At 40.8% G+C, this 17836-nt stretch carries 17 protein-coding genes; 16 read left to right on the top strand and 1 reads right to left on the bottom strand.

What is annotated here, in order from left to right; all coding sequences use genetic code 11:
- Nucleotides 1-78: 78 nt before the first annotated feature.
- A complete protein-coding gene (locus tag MKY77_RS13380) occupies nucleotides 79-999 on the bottom strand; it encodes a GTP-binding protein (protein WP_339146373.1) in 921 nt (306 codons plus the stop codon).
- Between the two features lie 326 nt (nucleotides 1000-1325).
- Between MKY77_RS13380 and msrA the strand changes: the two genes are divergently transcribed.
- The 16 genes from msrA (at nucleotide 1326) to MKY77_RS13300 (ending at nucleotide 17718) form a co-directional block, all read left to right on the top strand.
- Nucleotides 1326-2279, top strand: a complete 954-nt coding sequence (msrA, locus tag MKY77_RS13375; RefSeq protein ID WP_339146372.1) for a peptide-methionine (S)-S-oxide reductase MsrA — start codon at nucleotides 1326-1328, stop codon at nucleotides 2277-2279.
- Between the two features lie 174 nt (nucleotides 2280-2453).
- Nucleotides 2454-3938: a methyl-accepting chemotaxis protein gene (locus MKY77_RS13370; RefSeq protein WP_339146371.1), complete on the top strand. Its 1485-nt coding sequence runs from the start codon at nucleotides 2454-2456 to the stop codon at nucleotides 3936-3938.
- Between the two features lie 88 nt (nucleotides 3939-4026).
- Entirely contained in the window at nucleotides 4027-4170 is a 144-nt protein-coding gene (locus MKY77_RS13365; RefSeq protein ID WP_339146370.1) for a YjcZ family sporulation protein, read from the top strand.
- Between the two features lie 546 nt (nucleotides 4171-4716).
- Nucleotides 4717-6048 carry an aspartate aminotransferase family protein gene (locus MKY77_RS13360; protein WP_339146369.1) on the top strand — a complete coding sequence of 444 codons (1332 nt, stop codon included), beginning with the start codon at nucleotides 4717-4719 and terminating at the stop codon, nucleotides 6046-6048.
- A 13-nt stretch (nucleotides 6049-6061) separates the two neighbouring features.
- Nucleotides 6062-6778, top strand: a complete 717-nt coding sequence (locus MKY77_RS13355) for a CoA transferase subunit A (RefSeq protein WP_339146368.1) — start codon at nucleotides 6062-6064, stop codon at nucleotides 6776-6778.
- The gene (locus tag MKY77_RS13350; RefSeq protein ID WP_339146367.1) at nucleotides 6748-7401 is read left to right on the top strand and encodes a 3-oxoacid CoA-transferase subunit B; all 654 of its coding nucleotides are present in this window, start codon (nucleotides 6748-6750) and stop codon (nucleotides 7399-7401) included. The genes MKY77_RS13355 and MKY77_RS13350 overlap by 31 nt, the downstream gene beginning before the upstream one ends.
- 60 nt (nucleotides 7402-7461) lie before the next feature.
- Nucleotides 7462-8724 carry a peptidase gene (locus MKY77_RS13345; protein ID WP_339146366.1) on the top strand — a complete coding sequence of 421 codons (1263 nt, stop codon included), beginning with the start codon at nucleotides 7462-7464 and terminating at the stop codon, nucleotides 8722-8724.
- Between the two features lie 355 nt (nucleotides 8725-9079).
- Nucleotides 9080-9322 carry a hypothetical protein gene (locus MKY77_RS13340; RefSeq protein ID WP_339146365.1) on the top strand — a complete coding sequence of 81 codons (243 nt, stop codon included), beginning with the start codon at nucleotides 9080-9082 and terminating at the stop codon, nucleotides 9320-9322.
- Nucleotides 9312-10436 carry an endospore germination permease gene (locus tag MKY77_RS13335; protein WP_339146364.1) on the top strand — a complete coding sequence of 375 codons (1125 nt, stop codon included), beginning with the start codon at nucleotides 9312-9314 and terminating at the stop codon, nucleotides 10434-10436. The genes MKY77_RS13340 and MKY77_RS13335 overlap by 11 nt, the downstream gene beginning before the upstream one ends.
- Nucleotides 10424-12016 carry a spore germination protein gene (locus tag MKY77_RS13330; protein ID WP_339146363.1) on the top strand — a complete coding sequence of 531 codons (1593 nt, stop codon included), beginning with the start codon at nucleotides 10424-10426 and terminating at the stop codon, nucleotides 12014-12016. Before MKY77_RS13335 ends, MKY77_RS13330 begins: the two co-directional genes overlap by 13 nt.
- Nucleotides 12013-13221 (top strand): Ger(x)C family spore germination protein, encoded by a 1209-nt coding sequence (locus tag MKY77_RS13325; protein WP_339146362.1) that lies wholly within the window; start codon nucleotides 12013-12015, stop codon nucleotides 13219-13221. Before MKY77_RS13330 ends, MKY77_RS13325 begins: the two co-directional genes overlap by 4 nt.
- Nucleotides 13222-13296: 75 nt before the next feature.
- Complete coding sequence (ablB, locus tag MKY77_RS13320) at nucleotides 13297-14184, top strand: putative beta-lysine N-acetyltransferase (protein WP_339146361.1); 888 nt, start codon at nucleotides 13297-13299, stop codon at nucleotides 14182-14184.
- Nucleotides 14185-14196: 12 nt separating this feature from the next.
- Nucleotides 14197-15588, top strand: coding sequence for a sigma 54-interacting transcriptional regulator (locus MKY77_RS13315; RefSeq protein ID WP_339149817.1), 1392 nt, complete (start codon nucleotides 14197-14199; stop codon nucleotides 15586-15588).
- Between the two features lie 141 nt (nucleotides 15589-15729).
- Nucleotides 15730-17148: a lysine 2,3-aminomutase gene (gene ablA / locus MKY77_RS13310; protein WP_339146360.1), complete on the top strand. Its 1419-nt coding sequence runs from the start codon at nucleotides 15730-15732 to the stop codon at nucleotides 17146-17148.
- 11 nt (nucleotides 17149-17159) lie between these two features.
- On the top strand, nucleotides 17160-17438 hold the full coding sequence (locus MKY77_RS13305; RefSeq protein ID WP_339146359.1) for a YokU family protein: 279 nt from the start codon (nucleotides 17160-17162) through the stop codon (nucleotides 17436-17438).
- Nucleotides 17439-17499: 61 nt separating this feature from the next.
- Nucleotides 17500-17718 carry a YozE family protein gene (locus MKY77_RS13300; RefSeq protein ID WP_237662475.1) on the top strand — a complete coding sequence of 73 codons (219 nt, stop codon included), beginning with the start codon at nucleotides 17500-17502 and terminating at the stop codon, nucleotides 17716-17718.
- Nucleotides 17719-17836 lie beyond the last annotated feature (118 nt).

The following is a 17836-nucleotide window of genomic DNA, read 5'->3' as shown; positions in this document are numbered from 1 at the left end:
TGACGATTCATGATTGAAAAACATCATGCTATAAAATAGCCCCTATTCACCAAAGAAATAGGGGCTTGTGATAAAAGTCTATTTTTTCTCCAACGACGCCAGCTGTTGTTTCAGAGTCTCGGTATTTAAATTTTCCCCTATTATGACAAGGTTAAGAGGTACTTTCACAAGTTCTTTTAAATATAGTGGTGTCCCATAGGAGTATTGAAAAAGATACACACCGCTAGTATGTTCAAACGATAGATACCCTTTGATACGATAAACGGAATCAGGCAGGTTTCTGAGCCAGTCTTCAAATTCATCCAAGTCAATCTGGTTTGAAAACTGATAAACAAATGTTTTTAAATGAAGAGCTTCGTTGACATGTGCACCTGCATGACTGCCTTTTTCAATTTGTTTCGCACGTTTCCAACTGTTTTCAGGAATCTTTGCGTAAGTGGTAAGAAGGGTAGATGCATGTGGGTTGATGGACTGCAATTCAAATAAGATGCTAGACACTTCTCCCTCACTAAGTAAATCCGTTTTATTGAGGATAAGCATATCGGCATGTTTCACTTGTTCCCTGATCAATTGTCTAACTTGCACAGACAAGCTTGCCCGATCTTTCCAACGAAGGACATCCAACAGGGTAATGATGCGGGCACCTGAGAACCTATCCGCAAAAATTGGGGAAAGGACCGTATCAAGGACTTCTACTGGATGGGCTGCTCCAGTGGTTTCTATGTATATAGCTTCTAGATCTATATCCATCAACAGCCCCTGCATCGTAGATTCTAATTTTTCCTGTATGGTACAGCAAATACAGCCATCGAATAGCTCGGATAAAGGGGTATCTTCCGGAACGGAATCAGAATCGATGGATACCTTCCCCAGCTCATTCATTACAACAGCTACTTTTCGTTTTTCTGCTTGCTCTTGTTCCAGCATTTGGGTTAAAAGAGTGGTTTTTCCACTTCCTAAAAACCCAGATAATATGTAAACTTCCACTTTCCTGTTCATTTATTGAAACCTCCTGATTGAATAAGGTTGTTTTCGCATTAGGCTGTTTTCGTAAAATTTAATACATCAACCGTTTATTCCTTACTGTCGTGCTCTTTTCCCTGTTGTACTTAAAAATACTTGCAATCTTTAAAGTGTGTAAGCAGTAAAAAGTCCTACTGCCGACTTTTTACTAGTAAATAGCAACAATCTTTTAGAAGGAGACTTGGATAAAAACTCATTCCTTTATTTTATCATACTAGAAAGCTTCCCAAGCATACCATTAGGATTTTAAGAGTGTTATTGCTATAATTCATCTAAATAATAGTTAAAAGGTGGGAGTACGGATGACTGCAGAATTTGAAAAGGCTACTTTTGCCGGAGGATGTTTTTGGTGTATGGTTAAACCTTTCGATGAACAAGCGGGAATCGAAAAGGTTGTATCTGGATATACGGGAGGACATAAGGAAAATCCAACATATAAGGAAGTGTGTTCTGAAACAACAGGACATTATGAAGCGGTTCAAATTACGTATAATCCACAGGTTTTTCCTTATGAGGAATTGTTGAATGTTTTTTGGAGCCAGATTGATCCGACAGATCCAGGAGGTCAGTTCCACGACCGCGGCGATTCCTATCGGACAGCCATTTTTTATCACACAGAGGAGCAAAGGGAGCTTGCAGTAAAGTCCAAGAATGATCTATCTCAGAGCGGCAGGTTCAAGGACCCTATCGTTACCAATATCATACCAGCCAAACCGTTTTATCCTGCGGAAGATTATCATCAAGATTATTATAAGAAAAATCCTTTCCGTTATAAAATGTATCAGGCAGGTTCCGGTCGAGCGGCCTTTGTAAAAGAGCATTGGAAGAAAACGGATGCGGAGCTTAAAAATAGACTAACCCCTATGCAGTTTGAAGTAACACAGAATAATGGCACAGAGCCCCCTTTCAAAAATGAATTCTGGAACCATACCGAAGAAGGGATATACGTTGATATTGTATCTGGTGAGCCTTTATTCAGCTCTTTGGATAAATACGATGCCGGTTGCGGATGGCCTAGTTTCACCAAACCCATAGAAAAAGAAACCATAAAGGAAGAGATGGATGTCAGTCATCGTATGGTGCGCACAGAAGTACGCAGTAAGGAAGCGGACTCCCATCTTGGCCACGTTTTTGAAGATGGGCCAGTGGATAAGGGCGGTCTAAGATACTGCATCAACTCTGCAGCCTTGCGATTTATCCCAGTAGGTGATTTGGAGAGAGAAGGCTATGGAGAGTACAAAACAATGTTTGAATGATAAAAGATAGTTAGAAAAGAGGAGTGTCCACGGGCACTTCTCTTTTTTGTGTCAAATTTCAACAAAATAGCAGAATTATTGCAGGATTTATGAGGAGGGTTGAAGAATACTTAAAATGAATAGTAATTCAGATAAAGAGATAGAAGCAAGGACAATAGAGTGGGGGATATTGTAATGTCGGTTTTAAGTGTGAAAGAGTTGAAGTTTCAAGATTTAGTCAACAAAAACAAGCTTATGTTTTTTGTTATTTTTATTTCCTATGGTGCAGGACTTTTGGTGAACATCCTTGTCCCAACTGCCAATGTGATAACCACGACTCTCCTTATCGCCCTATGCATGGGGACGATATTATTTATACTGACAAAGAGGAATAGCTGGTTTCACAACGTTGTACCGTACTTCACGGTCGGGGTGACCTTTGCGGTATTCTTTATCATTTTAGTAAACCGTGGTGCATCGCTTTCAGGTTTCATTTTGCCTTTTTTCGTATTGATGCTTGCAACGATCTATTTTAACCGAAATGTTTTTATTGTCGGGGGCATAGGTAGTTTATTATTGTTCGGATATTCATTATGGTCATTTCTTAATGGAAATCTAATGACAGATGGTCAGTTGGGAAATATCATCCTACTATTCTTTTTATTGTTTGTCATCACATTTGTTCAGGTGAAAATAGGAAAAAAACTTTTTAGTCAATTTGAAGGAATTGTAAATAATATGCAAAGTGTAAGTGAAGAGCGACAAAGGCAACAGGATGCTTTTCAACAAGACGCAATGATGCTCATCAATCATGTCAATAAGGTACATGAACGTATCAGCATGAATATCCATTCACAACGTGAAGTCTCCCAGACCATTCAAGAATTATCTGTCGGCAGTCAAAAACAGACAGATCAGATCAGCGGTATTGCCGAACTTACAAATGATGTTTCTAGTCTGATTGATAATATTGTGGACAGGTCTACTAATCTTTATATGACAACTAATAGGACCAAGTCGACAGCCGAACAGGGAAAAGTGTTGGCAGTAGAACTTCAACAAAATATGAGCAGTTTCTCTAGAGACGTCAAGGAAATGGATGCGATTTTCCAGGTGCTCACGGAAAAAATTGATGAAACGAATACATTGACTCAGCATATTAAGAACATCACCGAACAGACGAACTTACTTGCCCTTAATGCTTCCATAGAGGCTGCAAGAGCAGGAGATGCAGGAAGGGGGTTTGCGGTAGTAGCGGAGGAAATCAGAAAGCTTGCAACCTCCACCGGAGATACAACGAAAGAGATCACAGAAAACCTTGCCTCCCTTCATCAAACAAAAGAAGAAGTACTTCGCCAGCTTCAAGTTAACATATCCAAAATGAGCAAGAATTTGGACGCCACGAATGAAGTGAATCAATCTTTCCATCAGATTAGTGAAACGTTGATCAGTTTATTATCTGATGCACAACAATTTCGTGATTTTGCAGGTACGGTAAAAGAAAAAACGGCAAACACTGACTATTATACAAATGAATTTGCGGCTCTGATGGAAGAATCAACTGCGGGTCTTGAGGAAATAAGTGCTAGTGTGGAGCAAGTAACCAATGATAATAACAAAATGGAAAGCACATTAAGAAGCATGGTGAAAATTATCGACAAGATGGAGAAGCGCCAATAGTTATTTTTTATAAATGGGCTAACGCACATACAGGACAGCCACCTAGTTCATAGTTTAGAAGTGTAAATAAAAAACAGGAGTGATGACCATGCACGATTACTGTTACTACACTTGCGGACCATGCGACTACCCAGCTCAAGTTGCGCCAGCACATGGCTATGGAAATACATTCGTATTGATTGTTGTTCTCTTCATTTTGTTAATCATTGTAGGAGCTTGCTACTGCAAATAAAGAAAGTATGTAAGGAGCATCACCCATGTTAAAGGGGTGATGCTTTTTTAAGTAATAAGTATAAAATTCACTGGATTTCCCATAAAGTCGCTTAGCATTTTTAGGCTGGTTGAAGACCTTTCTGCCATAGAAAATCAGTCAAGAAGGTTTTCATCACTCTTTTCATCCGTTTCCACCTGTGGATTGGAGCATTTGATGGAGCTTCCTAATGGGAGGAAAAGCGACAATTTTTAGACTCGCAGATGTCGAGGAAGACTTAAGGCCGCCCTGTTTTAAGCATAGCCATTTGCGGAAGGCAACAGCGAATTTTAACCAAACACAGAAGCAAGTGTTTTTTTACCTTTAAAAGAACCGGTCGGTATTTGCCCGGTTTTTCTTTGGCATCTTTGTCGGCAACATAATTATTACGAAAGATTTCGTTCTATTGAACATAGAATGGTAGTAAGCTAGCTTTTTAACTGCCGGATCGTATAAGCCGCATGAAAAGGGAGGTTCCCTATTGCTAGTAAACGGTTACAGTACGCAGGTGGAAAGGAGTAATCGTTTATGGATCAATCCTATCTTATTAAACCACTACTAGATAAAAATTACCCGGTTATTAGTCATGGAAATGGTGTGTATCTTTATGATGTCAATGGAAAGAAATACTTGGATGGCTCTTCAGGTGCTGTAACGGCAAGTATCGGTCATCATGTACAAGCAGTCATCGATGCGATGGCTGATCAGGCGAGTAAAGTGTCATTTGTTTATCGATCCCAATTCAGCAGTGTGCCAGCAGAGAAATTGGCCACCAAATTAATGAAGATTGCTCCAGGGGATATCAACTGGTCTTTTTTTGTAAACAGTGGAACGGAAGCTGTGGAAACAGCCATGAAAATATCCATCCAGTATTGGCAGGAAGTTGGTAGACCTGACAAAAACCAGGTTATATCAAGGTGGAAAAGTTATCACGGCATTACGTTAGGGGCGTTATCCTTATCAGGACACGCAGACCGTAGAAAGAGATTTGAGGCATTACTCGAAAAATCTCCTGTGGTGGAACCTCCATACTGTTATCGATGCCCCTTTAATCTCGAATACCCTGGTTGTGGCCTAAAATGTGCGGAAGATCTGGAACGGGCAATCTTAGAAATAGGTGCAGAAGAAGTGGCTGCATTTGTGGCAGAGCCGATCATTGGGGCAGCTGCTGGAGCTATCTCACCTCCTGAAGGATATTACCAGAGAATAGCAGAAATCTGTAAAAAATATGACATTCTTTTTATTGCGGACGAGGTAATGACAGGGATGGGTAGAACAGGAAAGATGTTTGCTATGGAGCATTGGGACGTGACCCCTGACATCATTTGCGTTGGAAAGGGAATGAGTGCAGGTTATTCCCCGATTGCAGCAACCTTGGTAAGTGACAGTATCGTTGGGAGCATCCTAAAAGGATCTAAGGTTATCATGAGTGGACACACCTATAGTGCCAATCCTCAGTCTTCAGCTGTGGCACTTGCCGTTTTGGAATATATTGAAAAACAGGACCTTGTAAAAAATAGCAACCACATTGGCAAATATCTGAGGGATAAACTAATGCGATTAAAATCAACATTTACATTCATCGGGGATGTCAGGGGCAAAGGTCTACTGCTTGGGCTGGAAATGGTGGAGGATAAATCAACCAAATATCCATTTGCTCAAGAAAAGGCTGTTACAACCAGGCTTGTCGAGCTTGCTCAAAAGAATGGTCTGTTGATCTACCCAGCCTCTGCGGGCATTGAAGGTGTCGGTGGGGATGCAGTGATCATCGCACCGCCGCTTTCGATTAGTAAAGAAGAAGTAGATGAACTGATTTCCATCCTAGAACGTACACTTAAGGATCTTCAGGGATTATTATGAGGGGTGACAAAGGATGGGAAATGTAGATAATACGTTCAATAAAATCGTGAACACAGAACACCTAACAACCCATTTTTATGATGGGATGACCTTGATGTTCGGTGGGTTTGGTGGAGTGGGGACCCCTCCCAAATTGGTGGATATTCTCCTTGAAACAGGAGTCAAGGATCTGACCCTCATCGGAAATGACGCCGGTTTCCCTACAATTGGAATTGGGAAGGTTGTCTGTACTGGGAAGGTAAAAAGATTGATAGCTTCTCATATTGGTTCCAATCCAGTTGCTGGTCAATTGATGACAGATAAAAAGCTTGAGGTGGAGTTCAGCCCACAGGGAACGTTAGCGGAAAGAATCAGAGCGGGAGGAGTAGGATTGGGGGGGATACTTGTAGATGTTGGAATTACAAGCCCAATTGTAACCAAAAACAAGCAAATCCTTTCTTTAGCAGGAAGAGAGTACATCCTCGAGCCCGCTCTCACCGCAGATTTGTCGATTGTATATGCCAAAAGGGCTGATCCATATGGAAATCTTGTATTTGACAAAAGTGCGAGGAATACCAATCCACTTGTGGCCATGGCAGGTACAAAAACAATTGTAGAAGTGGAGGAATTTGTACCACTTGGCCATTTGGATCCAGAAGAGGTCATCACACCGGGTGTGTATGTGGATTATATGATTCAAAGTGAAGGGGTGAACTGGTCATGGGTATGGGAAAAGACATACGGAACCTGATAGCCAAGAGAGCCTCCCGTGAAATAAAAAATGGCATGGTAGTGAATTTGGGAATCGGGATACCGTCACTGGTTCCCAACCACTTGGTAGAGGGGGTCCATGTATTTTTCCAAGCGGAGAACGGCGTATTGGGCATGGGATCCACCCCATTAACAGGTGAAGAAGATGAAAATCTATGTAATGCAGCCGGTTATCCAGTTACCACTCAAGCAGGTGCATCCTATTTTGATAGCGCGATAGCTTTTGGAATGATTCGCAGGGGAAAGTTGGATATCACCATATTGGGCTCTCTCCAAGTCAGCGAAAAAGGGGATCTTGCAAATTGGATTGTACCAGGTAAAAGGGTACCTGGTATGGGGGGGGCCATGGAGCTTTCCCAAAAAGCCAAAAAGGTTATCGTTCTGATGAGTCACATCGATAAAAACGGCCACGCCAAAGTGGTAAAATCCTGCAGCTTACCTATTACGACTCCTAGATGTGTCGATATGATCATAACCGATTTGGCTGTCTTTGAAGTGGGAGAGGAGGGCTTGGTATTATTGGAGTTAATGCCTGGGGTAACGTTGAAGGAAGTAAAAGCAAACACCAATGCTACGTTTACATTATCACCTAAACTTTCATAAACCATATTAAACACTTATAAAAAGAAGAGCATATGTGATTGTTAAGGAGGGGTGGGTGAGATGAAACAGATAGAATGGAAGGCTTGGCTGGAAAAAAACAGGGGTAGCGCGGTAAAACTGCTGCAAAAATTGGTTCAAGAAAGAAGTGTACAAGGAAAAGAAAGTTCCGCTCAAGCAGTGGTAATTGAGGCTTGCAGAGAGCTTGGTTTGGAAATTGATATCTGGGAGCCAGATGCGAAAGAAATGAGCACTCATAAAAATTTCGTCTCTGTTCGCGATCATTTTCAAGATTCCCCAAATGTGGTGGCAATTTGGAAAGGAACAGGAGGTGGACGGTCCATCATCCTAAATGGACATATAGATGTAGTCCCAGAAGGTGACATCCTACAATGGGAAAATGATCCATATGAGGGTAAAGTAAAGGATGGCAAAGTATACGGAAGGGGAAGCTCCGATATGAAAGGTGGAAATGTGGCATTATTACTAGCGATTAATGCCCTAAAGTCCACAGGGGTGAAACTTAAAGGTGATGTTATCTTCCAAAGCGTCATTGAAGAGGAGAGCGGAGGTGCCGGAACTCTGGCTGCTATCCTTAGGGGGTACACGGCAGATGCAGTTTTAATTCCTGAACCTACCAATATGAAAATATTCCCTAAACAACAAGGTTCCATGTGGTTCCGAGTAAAAGTGAAGGGAAAATCTGCTCATGGTGGGACCAGGTATGAAGGGGTAAGTGCCCTTGAAAAAAGTGTTAGTGTTTTAGAAAAAATCAAGGAACTGGAAATGCTTCGAAACAACAGAGTCAGCGATCCTCTATATAATGGGATCCCCATTCCACTTCCTATAAATATAGGGAAAATTGATGGGGGGAGCTGGCCTTCTTCTGTACCTGACTTGGTAGTTTTAGAGGGTAGAATAGGGGTTGGCCCCGAGGAAAAGCTGGATGATGTAAAACAAGAGCTTGCTGATTGGTTGCGAGCATTGAGTGAAGTTGATTCATGGTTTGACAGTCATCCAGTAGAACTCGAATGGTTTGGGGCTCAATGGGTACCAGGGGCTATTGAGGTGGAGCATCCTTTTGTGAAGATGATAGAGGACGCATATAAAGAAGTTGTCGAGAAGCCTGCTATCCTCGAAGCTTCTCCTTGGGGAACAGACGGGGGATTATTCACACAACTTTGCGATATCCCGACTGTCGTATTCGGCCCTGGCACAACAGAGGTTGCCCATTATCCGAATGAATATATCTCCATTGATCAGATGATGAAGGCTGCTGAAATCTTTGCGATGATACTAATGAATTGGTGTGAAAAAACTGATTGAAATGGGAAAATTTGACCTCTTTAAAGGGGTCTTTTTTTATTTTTGGCTCTGTTAAAGCATACTGTAGATTTTTGCCGCAATCTAGCTGTTGATTGGAGCAATAGGCGAAGACTCCTGAGGGAGATAGCTTTTAGAGGGGAGACCCCGCAGGCGTAAGCCGAGAAGGCTCCCCAAACGCCCCTAGAAAAGCGAAGCCTAGTGTGGAAATCAACAGCGGTGTTTAACGTAGCCTTATTATTAACGCCATTATTAAATTGGCAATAGTTTTCCATTATCTCCTTCCTAAATTAGGATTCATTCACATATCTTGGGCGTAATAGAAAATACTATTATGTATATGAAGTTCGGAGGCAAGATGATGGTTACGATACTAACTTCCGTTATTTTTCTATGCATGATGATATTGATTACTGTTTTGGACTGTCATTATTATGACATGAATTTGATGGATTGTTTCTTGCGTTTATTCGTATTTGATCTAGGACTTCGAGAATGGATGGTATATCTCACCTTTATATTCGGAATGATTGTCGCGGTAGTCCAAGATTTGAGATTTAAAAATAAAAAAAGTTGGGGTAAAAACGCCGATGGGAAATAAGGAAACCATATCACTATTGCAATTTTTTATCCTGCTGCTGATTTTTGAAATGGGCAGTGCTACGGTGGTGGGGATAGGCGGAGAAGCAAAGCAGAATGTCTGGTTAGCAATCTTGATTGCCGGTCTGATCGGGGTGGGGTACATCCTTGTGCTGCATTTTATGTTAGGGAGAAAAGCTGGTATTAACCTTTTCGGACTTATTGAGTTTTGCCTTGGAAAGTGGTTGGGTGGAGCTGTTAGTCTCCTTTATATACTGTATTTCGTCTATTTATCCTCTAGAGTATTAAGAGACTTTGGGGAATTGATCGTGTCTACCATTTTTATCTATACTCCGATAGAAATCATCAGCATTACCATCATGTTGACCATTATTTATATGCTGTACTCCGGAATAGAGGTTATGGCCAGGACGTCGGAAATATTTTTTCCATATGTCTTTTCCTTTACCTTTCTTGTTGGACTTTTCATTTTGCTTTCCGGAGAGATCCATTTAGAGAATTTAAGTCCATTCCTAGAAGAGGGGATACGGCCGGTCTTGAAGGCGGTATTTCCTGGTTTATTGACATTTCCTTTTGGGGAATTGATTGCTTTTGCGACGGTATTACCGTTGGTGACCAAGTATAAGAAGGTAAAAGGCTTTGCCATCGGAGGCATTGTTCTAAGCACACTCGTTTTGGTCTATTCTGCCATTATTCAAGTAATGACGCTTGGTCAGGAAATGAAGAGAAGAGCGAATTTCCCGCTTTTATCTGCAGCAAGGGAGATTTCCCTTTTGGACTTTGTCGAGCGTGTGGACATCGCCGTGGTATTTGTCGTAATGTTCGGGATTATGGTGAAGATAGGTATATTTTTCTTCGGTGCTGTAAAAGGATTAGAACATATTTCTAAAAGGGAATATAGGTCATTTTTGTTTCCGATAGGCTCCCTTATCTGTTTATCTTCCATTATCATTACAGATAGTTTTGCAGAGCATCTTGAAGAAGGACTAAAAATTGTACCCCTTTTCATTCATATTCCCTTTCAGTTCGCATTGCCGTTTTTATTATTAGTGATTGTGCTTATCCGTACGAGGAAGAAAAGTAGGAAAAGGGGGGGAATGGAATGGGGAGGATAAAGAATTATCTTTTTGGACAACAACAGGAAATCACCTCATCGGAAAAAGAGTTATATTCAGACACAGAAACTGCAAAACCATTATATAAATCCTTGAAGGAAAATGATGAGATCATCCAAGAAGCTTTCTCCCTTTCTATCGATTTCCATTACTCTACCCTAATTGTTGGGCAGCGGGACGCAATCGTATATTATTTCGAAACATTAATTTCAAAAGATAGGCTGACTGAAGAGATTTTTGAGCCTTTGATTTCTGCAGAAGGTGCAGATTCAGTTATAGAAAAGGGAGATCTTGAAGAGTTTAGGAAAGAGTATTTTGCTTCTGTTCCCTATAAATTTGCAGAGAATTACCATCAAATTTACTGGAAACTCTTGAATGGGTATGCCGTTATAATCATAGATGGTATCGAACAGGCGTTGTGCATCAACCTAGGAAGCATCGAAAAAAGGACGGTATCGGAACCGAGTACCCAAACGATCATCCGTGGTCCCAAAGACAGTTTTACCGAAACGCTGAATACGAACATCAGTTTAATCAGGCGTAGGATCCGGAATCCCAACCTTTGCTTTGAACAATATCGTATTGGACAGGATACGAAAACAGCTGTAGTTGTGGGTTATATAAAAAATATTACAAATGAAGCTCTTGTAAAAGAAGTGAAGAGCAGGATTGAAAAAGTGAATGTTGTAGGGCTATTTGATAGTGGGAATATTGAAGAGTTTTTGACTGACAAATCCCTGACTCCTTTTCCTCTTACATACAATACAGAAAGACCTGATAATATAGCAGCCAATCTTATTGAAGGAAAAGTTGCGGTATTTGTCGATGGTAGTCCCTTCGCCTTGAGTGTTCCAACCGTTTTTACGGATTTTTTCATTTCAACCGAAGATTACTATCAACCATTTTTTATGGCATCCTTCATTCGTATTATAAGGTATATATCTTTTATGCTCGCCCTTCTGCTTCCGTCCTTGTATGTAGCAATATCAACGTACCACCATGAGTTGATTCCTACATCCCTGTTAATAAGTGTACAAGCACAACGGGAAGGGGTACCTTTTCCTGCGGTAATCGAGATCCTTCTAATGGAGTTGACATTTGAAGTATTGCGAGAAGCAGGAGTTCGTATGCCAAGAGCTGTCGGGCAAACCGTATCCATTGTGGGTGCGCTTGTAATCGGACAAGCGGCTGTGGAGGCGGGATTGGTATCAAGTGTGTTGATTATTATTGTGGCATTGACTGCCATTGCAAGCTTTGTATCTCCGATTTATAATTTCTCCATTGCTACAAGGATATTACGATTTGTCTATATAGTCGTTGCAGCATTGATCGGGCTGTATGGGGTATTGCTTCTTGTGGTCATCATGGTGATACACCTGACAAGTTTACGTTCTTATGGGGTTCCATATTTAGCACCTGTAGCTCCTTTGTTACTGGAGGATCAAAAAGATGTATTTATTCGTATGCCTGTTTGGGAAAATATCACACGTCCTTCTTATCTAAAGCCCAAGCATACAAAGAAAACGACAGATTCAGGTAACAATAGTGGCCCATCAAAAGATAAGGGGAATTTTACATGAGAAAATGGATAAGTGTATTTTCCGTTCTACTTCTATTGACCGGTTGCTGGGATAAAGTGGAGTTGAATGAAATCTCGATTGTAACGGGTATCGCGATTGAAAAAGGCGAAAAAGATAAATTCCTTGTTACAGTAGAGACGATTAACGCCCCTCAGCTATCTGCTGAACAGCCAGGTAGCGGAACACCTGTCATCACCTTTCAAGAAGAAGGGAATTCCCTGGCTGAATTAACTGAAAAAATGAATATAGGGCTTTCTAGGAAGTTGATTTATTCTCACACAAGGATCATCGTCATCGATGAAATTTTAGCAAAAGAAGGGGTGGGAGATATATTGGACTTCCTGGAGAGGACTGGGGAATTCCGAAATGATTTCAACATTCTTATTACCCGGGGGTCCAAGGCCTCTGATATTGTGAAAACAACCTATCCACTTGAACTGGTACCATCCATAAAGGTACATAAACAAATTGAAGTCTATCTGGAAGAATGGGGGGGTGACCCTTATGTCCGTTTGACGGATTTCATTTCCTCCCTTACATCAAAAGGGAGACATCCCGTTACAAGTGCTGTATCGATTGAAGGAAAACCGGAAGCAGGTAAAAGTATTGATCAGAACTCCAAGACGGAACTGGATGCAACTGTCATCATTTCAGGGCTTTCTATCTTCAAGAAAGATAAGTTAATAGGTTTTTTATCACCAGAAGAGGCTCGTGATTATCTCTGGACACAAGGCCTCAACAGGACAAGTCTTACTGTGCCATGCTATATGGACGACGAAGAGAAATCGGATTCGTATTTGGACGTTCGAATAATCAACTCGCATTCAGATGTAAAAGTAAAGGAGAAGCATGGAAATATGACAATTACCGTTGCCGTAAGCGGTGAGGCCAAAATCCAGGGTACCCAATGCCATAAAAACCTAGAGAAAATTGAAACATATCATAAACATGAAGATGCCTTAAATAAGTATATAGAAGAAAAGATCTTAAGGACCATAAAAAAGATGCAAGAGGAATACCAAGCAGATATTTTTGGATTTGGGGAAGTGTATTATCGTTCCTCACCGCAGAAATTCAAAGAGGTTGAAGATGATTGGGATAGTTTATTTTCTGAAGCAGAAGTGAAAATAAATTCAAATTATCATATCAAACGTTCTGGAATACGTAATAAAAGCTTTTTGTCAGATGAGTCTGTCACAGACTGATCTACAAACAAAAAGAATGAAAAAAGTGGGGGATTTTTCTATTTTGTAGCGAAGTTAATTAGGAGGGGGGATATTATGACAATAAAAACAGGAGAAGTCGTACTATTGAGTAATGAATCGTTTTATTTATCTGCTTATCAAGACTACTACAATAAGAGATTAAAAATAGAGGATTTTAGAGGCAGTATGGACGAAATCATCCAAACCATCACAAGGCTGGGCGAGCAACCTCACGTGGAAAAGGTCATCGTGAAAGCAAGAATCGAGTCGGTCGAATCCCTTATGGAGAAAGGGTTTCTTTTGGAGGCCAAAGTTCCCGGCTATTTCTTGGGTGGGGACGGGTATTTCTTGTGTAAATATAAAAATTTGGATCGATACAACAGCGGAAAATGGTGTGAAGAGGACGAAATTCTAGATGGAGTTTGGCATAAGGAGAAGCTAGAACAAATAAGCCTGGACCAAGGATTGAAAATGCGCATGGCTGAAAGGAAAGATGCACCATTACTATCAAAATTTTATCAAAGTGTATTTCCCATCTATCCTGTTCCAATTGAAGATCCTGAATATATCATCAAACAGATGAATGATGATACCATTTTTATGCTCATTGAAGATGGGGGGAAAATCATTGCAGCAGCTTCAGCAGAAATAAACAACGAATATAAAAATGCCGAAATTACGGATTGTGCCACCTTGCCTTCCATGCGCAAAGGAGGGTTTATGAATCATATAATCCGGAATCTTGAAAACGAGCTAGTGAAAAGGCAGGTATATTGTAGCTATTCCATTGCACGAGCACTTTCGTTCGGCATGAATGCTGTCCTGCATAATCTCCATTATACCTATAAAGGAAGATTGAAAAACAATTGCTATATTTTTGATAAAATTGAAGATATGAATGTTTGGTACAAGGATTTATCTATCAATACTGCCGATAATTCGGCACGTCATGCCGGGAATTAGGCGGGGATTATGATGCAAAACCACAATCTTTCAAAAGAGATGCTCATGGCCATTCTAGATGGAATAGATGAAGCTATCCATGCAGTGGATAAGGATGGCATCTCCATTTATTATAATAAAGTGGCAGCTGGCTATGATGGGATGGCCGTGGAAGAGGTATTGGGAAAGCATCTATTGCATGTTTTTCCTTCCTTGACCGAGGAAACCAGCACGCTTTTAAAAGTGCTTAAAACAAAAAAACCGATCTTTCATGAAAACCAGCGTTATGAAAATAAAAAAGGTCAAATGCTTGAAACGGTGAACACAACTATCCCTATTCTTAGTGGAACAAGATTACTGGGTGCTGTGGAAATTGCCAAGAATTATGGCCAATTAAATACCCTATCTAATAAACTACTGGACTTGCAAGCTAAAATTCACAAAACAGGGGATCGCAAGAGGTTGCCTACATTCCAGGTTACTTATCAATTAACAGATTTCATCACGAATGATCCAGCCTGTATACACATGCTTCATGATGCAAAATTATTTGCCTCCTCCACCCTGCCAATAGTCATCTGGGGGGAGACGGGAACAGGAAAAGAAATCGTCGCGCAAGGAATCCACCACCAATCACCACGAAGTCATGGTCCATTCATTGCCCAGAATTGCGGGGCAATTCCCTCAACGTTGCTTGAAAGTATTCTGTTTGGGACGGAAAAGGGGAGCTACACCGGTGCAACGGATAGAAAAGGCTTATTCGAAATGGCCTCCGGAGGGACTTTGTTTCTAGATGAAATGAATTCCATGCCTCTCGAACTTCAAGCAAAATTGTTAAGAGTGCTCGAAGAGGGTGCAGTGAGAAGAGTAGGGGGAACGAGTTCGATTCAAGTCGATGTCAGAATTATTACTGCTATGAATGAGTCACCAGAATCTTGTATGGAGAACGGGACATTCAGGGCAGATTTATATTATCGGTTAAGCACCTGTCCAATCTATATACCTCCATTAAGGGAGCGGACTATGGATATTAAAATAATACTAGAAGAAAAGCTTCAACCCCGCATTAGTAATAGTTTGGATCACGAGGTATTGAGAATGTTCCAATCCTATCATTGGCCGGGAAATGTACGGGAATTGATCAATACGATAGAGTATTTGCTATTAAGGGCGAAACAAGAACCACTTTCCTCCAAACATCTGCCTGCAAAATTACAAAAAGAAAATATGAATGTGCCAGCTCGGAAAAGCACAGGTGCTTTAAGAGACATTTTACAGGAAACAGAAGAAACAATAATTAAGGATGCACTTTCCCATACAGGAGGGAATGTATTAAGGGCTGCCAAGCTCTTGGACATACCAAGACAAACACTTCAATATAAATTGTCTAAAATGGAGAAAGAAAGAATGTCTGCAAGTAAATAAAGACGAAATAACTAGGGAGTGCTGAATTTTCAGCACTCCCTTTAATAACATGTTCTTACTCTTTTACATATATAAGTAGTATATGGGCATCAGCATAGTTGGCACGGTAATTGCATGGTGTAAGAAAGGGAGGAGATAGAGATGAAAATGGATTTATATAAACCAGAGCGCCACTGGAAGGACATTGAATTGTGGAAGGGTGTAACCGAGGAACAATGGAATGATTGGATTTGGCAGTTGACCAATACCATTCGTACACTTGAAGATTTAAAAAAAGTGATCAATTTAACACCGGAGGAAGAGGAAGGTGTGAGAATCTCCACCAAGACCATTCCTTTAAATATAACTCCATATTATGCATCCTTAATGAATCCGGACGATCCCCAATGTCCTATCAGAATGCAATCAGTCCCAATATCCCAAGAGATTTATAAGACGAAATACGATTTGGAAGATCCCCTTCATGAGGATGAAGATTCTCCGGTACCAGGACTGACACACAGATATCCAGATAGAGTACTCTTCTTAGTGACGAATCAATGTTCCATGTATTGCAGGTACTGTACGCGAAGAAGGTTTTCCGGTCAGATCGGAATGGGTGTACCGAAAAAGCAACTTGATGCAGCCATTGCTTATATTGCTGCCAACGACCAAATCCGTGACTGTCTAATTTCGGGGGGGGACGGCCTTCTAATTAATGACCAGATCCTTGAATATATCCTGAAGAATTTGCGCGCTATCCCACATCTTGAAATTATTAGGATCGGAACACGAGCACCAGTTGTGTTTCCGCAACGAATAACCGAGAATTTATGTAATATCTTAAAAAAATATCACCCGGTATGGCTGAACACACATTTCAATACCTCTATAGAAATTACGGAAGAATCCAAACTTGCTTGTGAAATGCTCGTCGATTCTGGTGTTCCTGTCGGTAATCAGGCTGTCATTCTGGCTGGAATTAATGACAGTGTGCCAATCATGAAGAAATTGATGCATGACCTTGTGAAAATACGTGTGAGACCTTATTACATTTATCAATGTGATCTTTCGGAGGGCATCGGTCATTTCAGGGCCCCGATCTCTAAAGGACTCGAGATTATTGAAGGGCTACGCGGCCATACAAGCGGTTATGCCGTTCCGACCTTTGTCGTCGATGCACCTGGAGGTGGCGGGAAAATCGCCGTTCAGCCGAACTATATCATTTCTCAAAGTGCCAAAAAAGTTGTATTACGGAATTTCGAAGGAGTCATCACCACTTATCCGGAGCCTGAGAACTATGTTCCTGGTAAAGCGGAAGCATATTTTGGGAAAATCTACTCCAACATGGAAGAGAAGCGTTCGAATATCGGTATAGCTGCGCTCATGAATGATTCTCAATTCAATCTTGTTCCAGAAGGGTTGAACCGTTTGAATCGCCGCAAGGATTACGAAACAAACCCTGAACATACCACATTAAAAGATAAACGTGACAAACGTGATGAATTAAAAGAAAAGAAATACCAGGCTCAACAAAAGAAATATACTGTAGGAGAAGAAAATAAGAGTGAAACGAGTTAGGAGGATATTTGATGAAATGCAATTGGTGTGAAAGTCCACAAGCTACATCATCATCCGGTACAGTGTATTGGGAACTGCCTGATGGAACGAAAGCCGTCACCATAACAGAAACACCTTCTGTTGCCTGCGATGACTGTGGAATGGAATATCAAGAGGAAACGATTGTAAAGCAAATAGAAGATCAGTTATTTCTAATTAACACAAGTGAACTTGAAGCGGAGCTAAGCTATGCCCAGTTGATGGGAAAACAAAGACTGCTAAAAAGAAACTACTTCGATTTCACCAGCTAAAAGTTGTCCCACCTTCTCCTTATGTTGTAGAATGAGAGAAAAAAACGGGTGTGGATGATTTATGAGGAAGTCGTTTTACCATTATATTATGAAATTCAGGCACGCTTTGAAAAAAGATGATATCAGTATATTTGCCAACCATGCTTATGATGACCATGCATTTCCTAAAAACTCAGAGGACTATCATGAGATAAGCAGCTACTTGGAAATGAATGGACAATATCTGGAAAGTATGTCGACGTTTGATAAAGCGTGGGAATTATATGAGGAAGATGCATGAAGGCCTTCGTGAGACGCACCCGTTAATAGGGTGCGTTTTCGTATTTATAAGGACTTCTTCTAAAGCTTATTCGTTTTATACTTTTTATCCTTACACTTTGGCGATTTTACCTCTTCCT

The sequence above is a fragment of the Sutcliffiella sp. FSL R7-0096 genome, assembly GCF_038595065.1.
GTDB lineage: Bacteria > Bacillota > Bacilli > Bacillales > Bacillaceae_I > Sutcliffiella_A.
The sequence above is the reverse complement of the archived record's forward strand: the minus strand, read 5'-3'. Positions and strand labels throughout refer to the sequence as shown.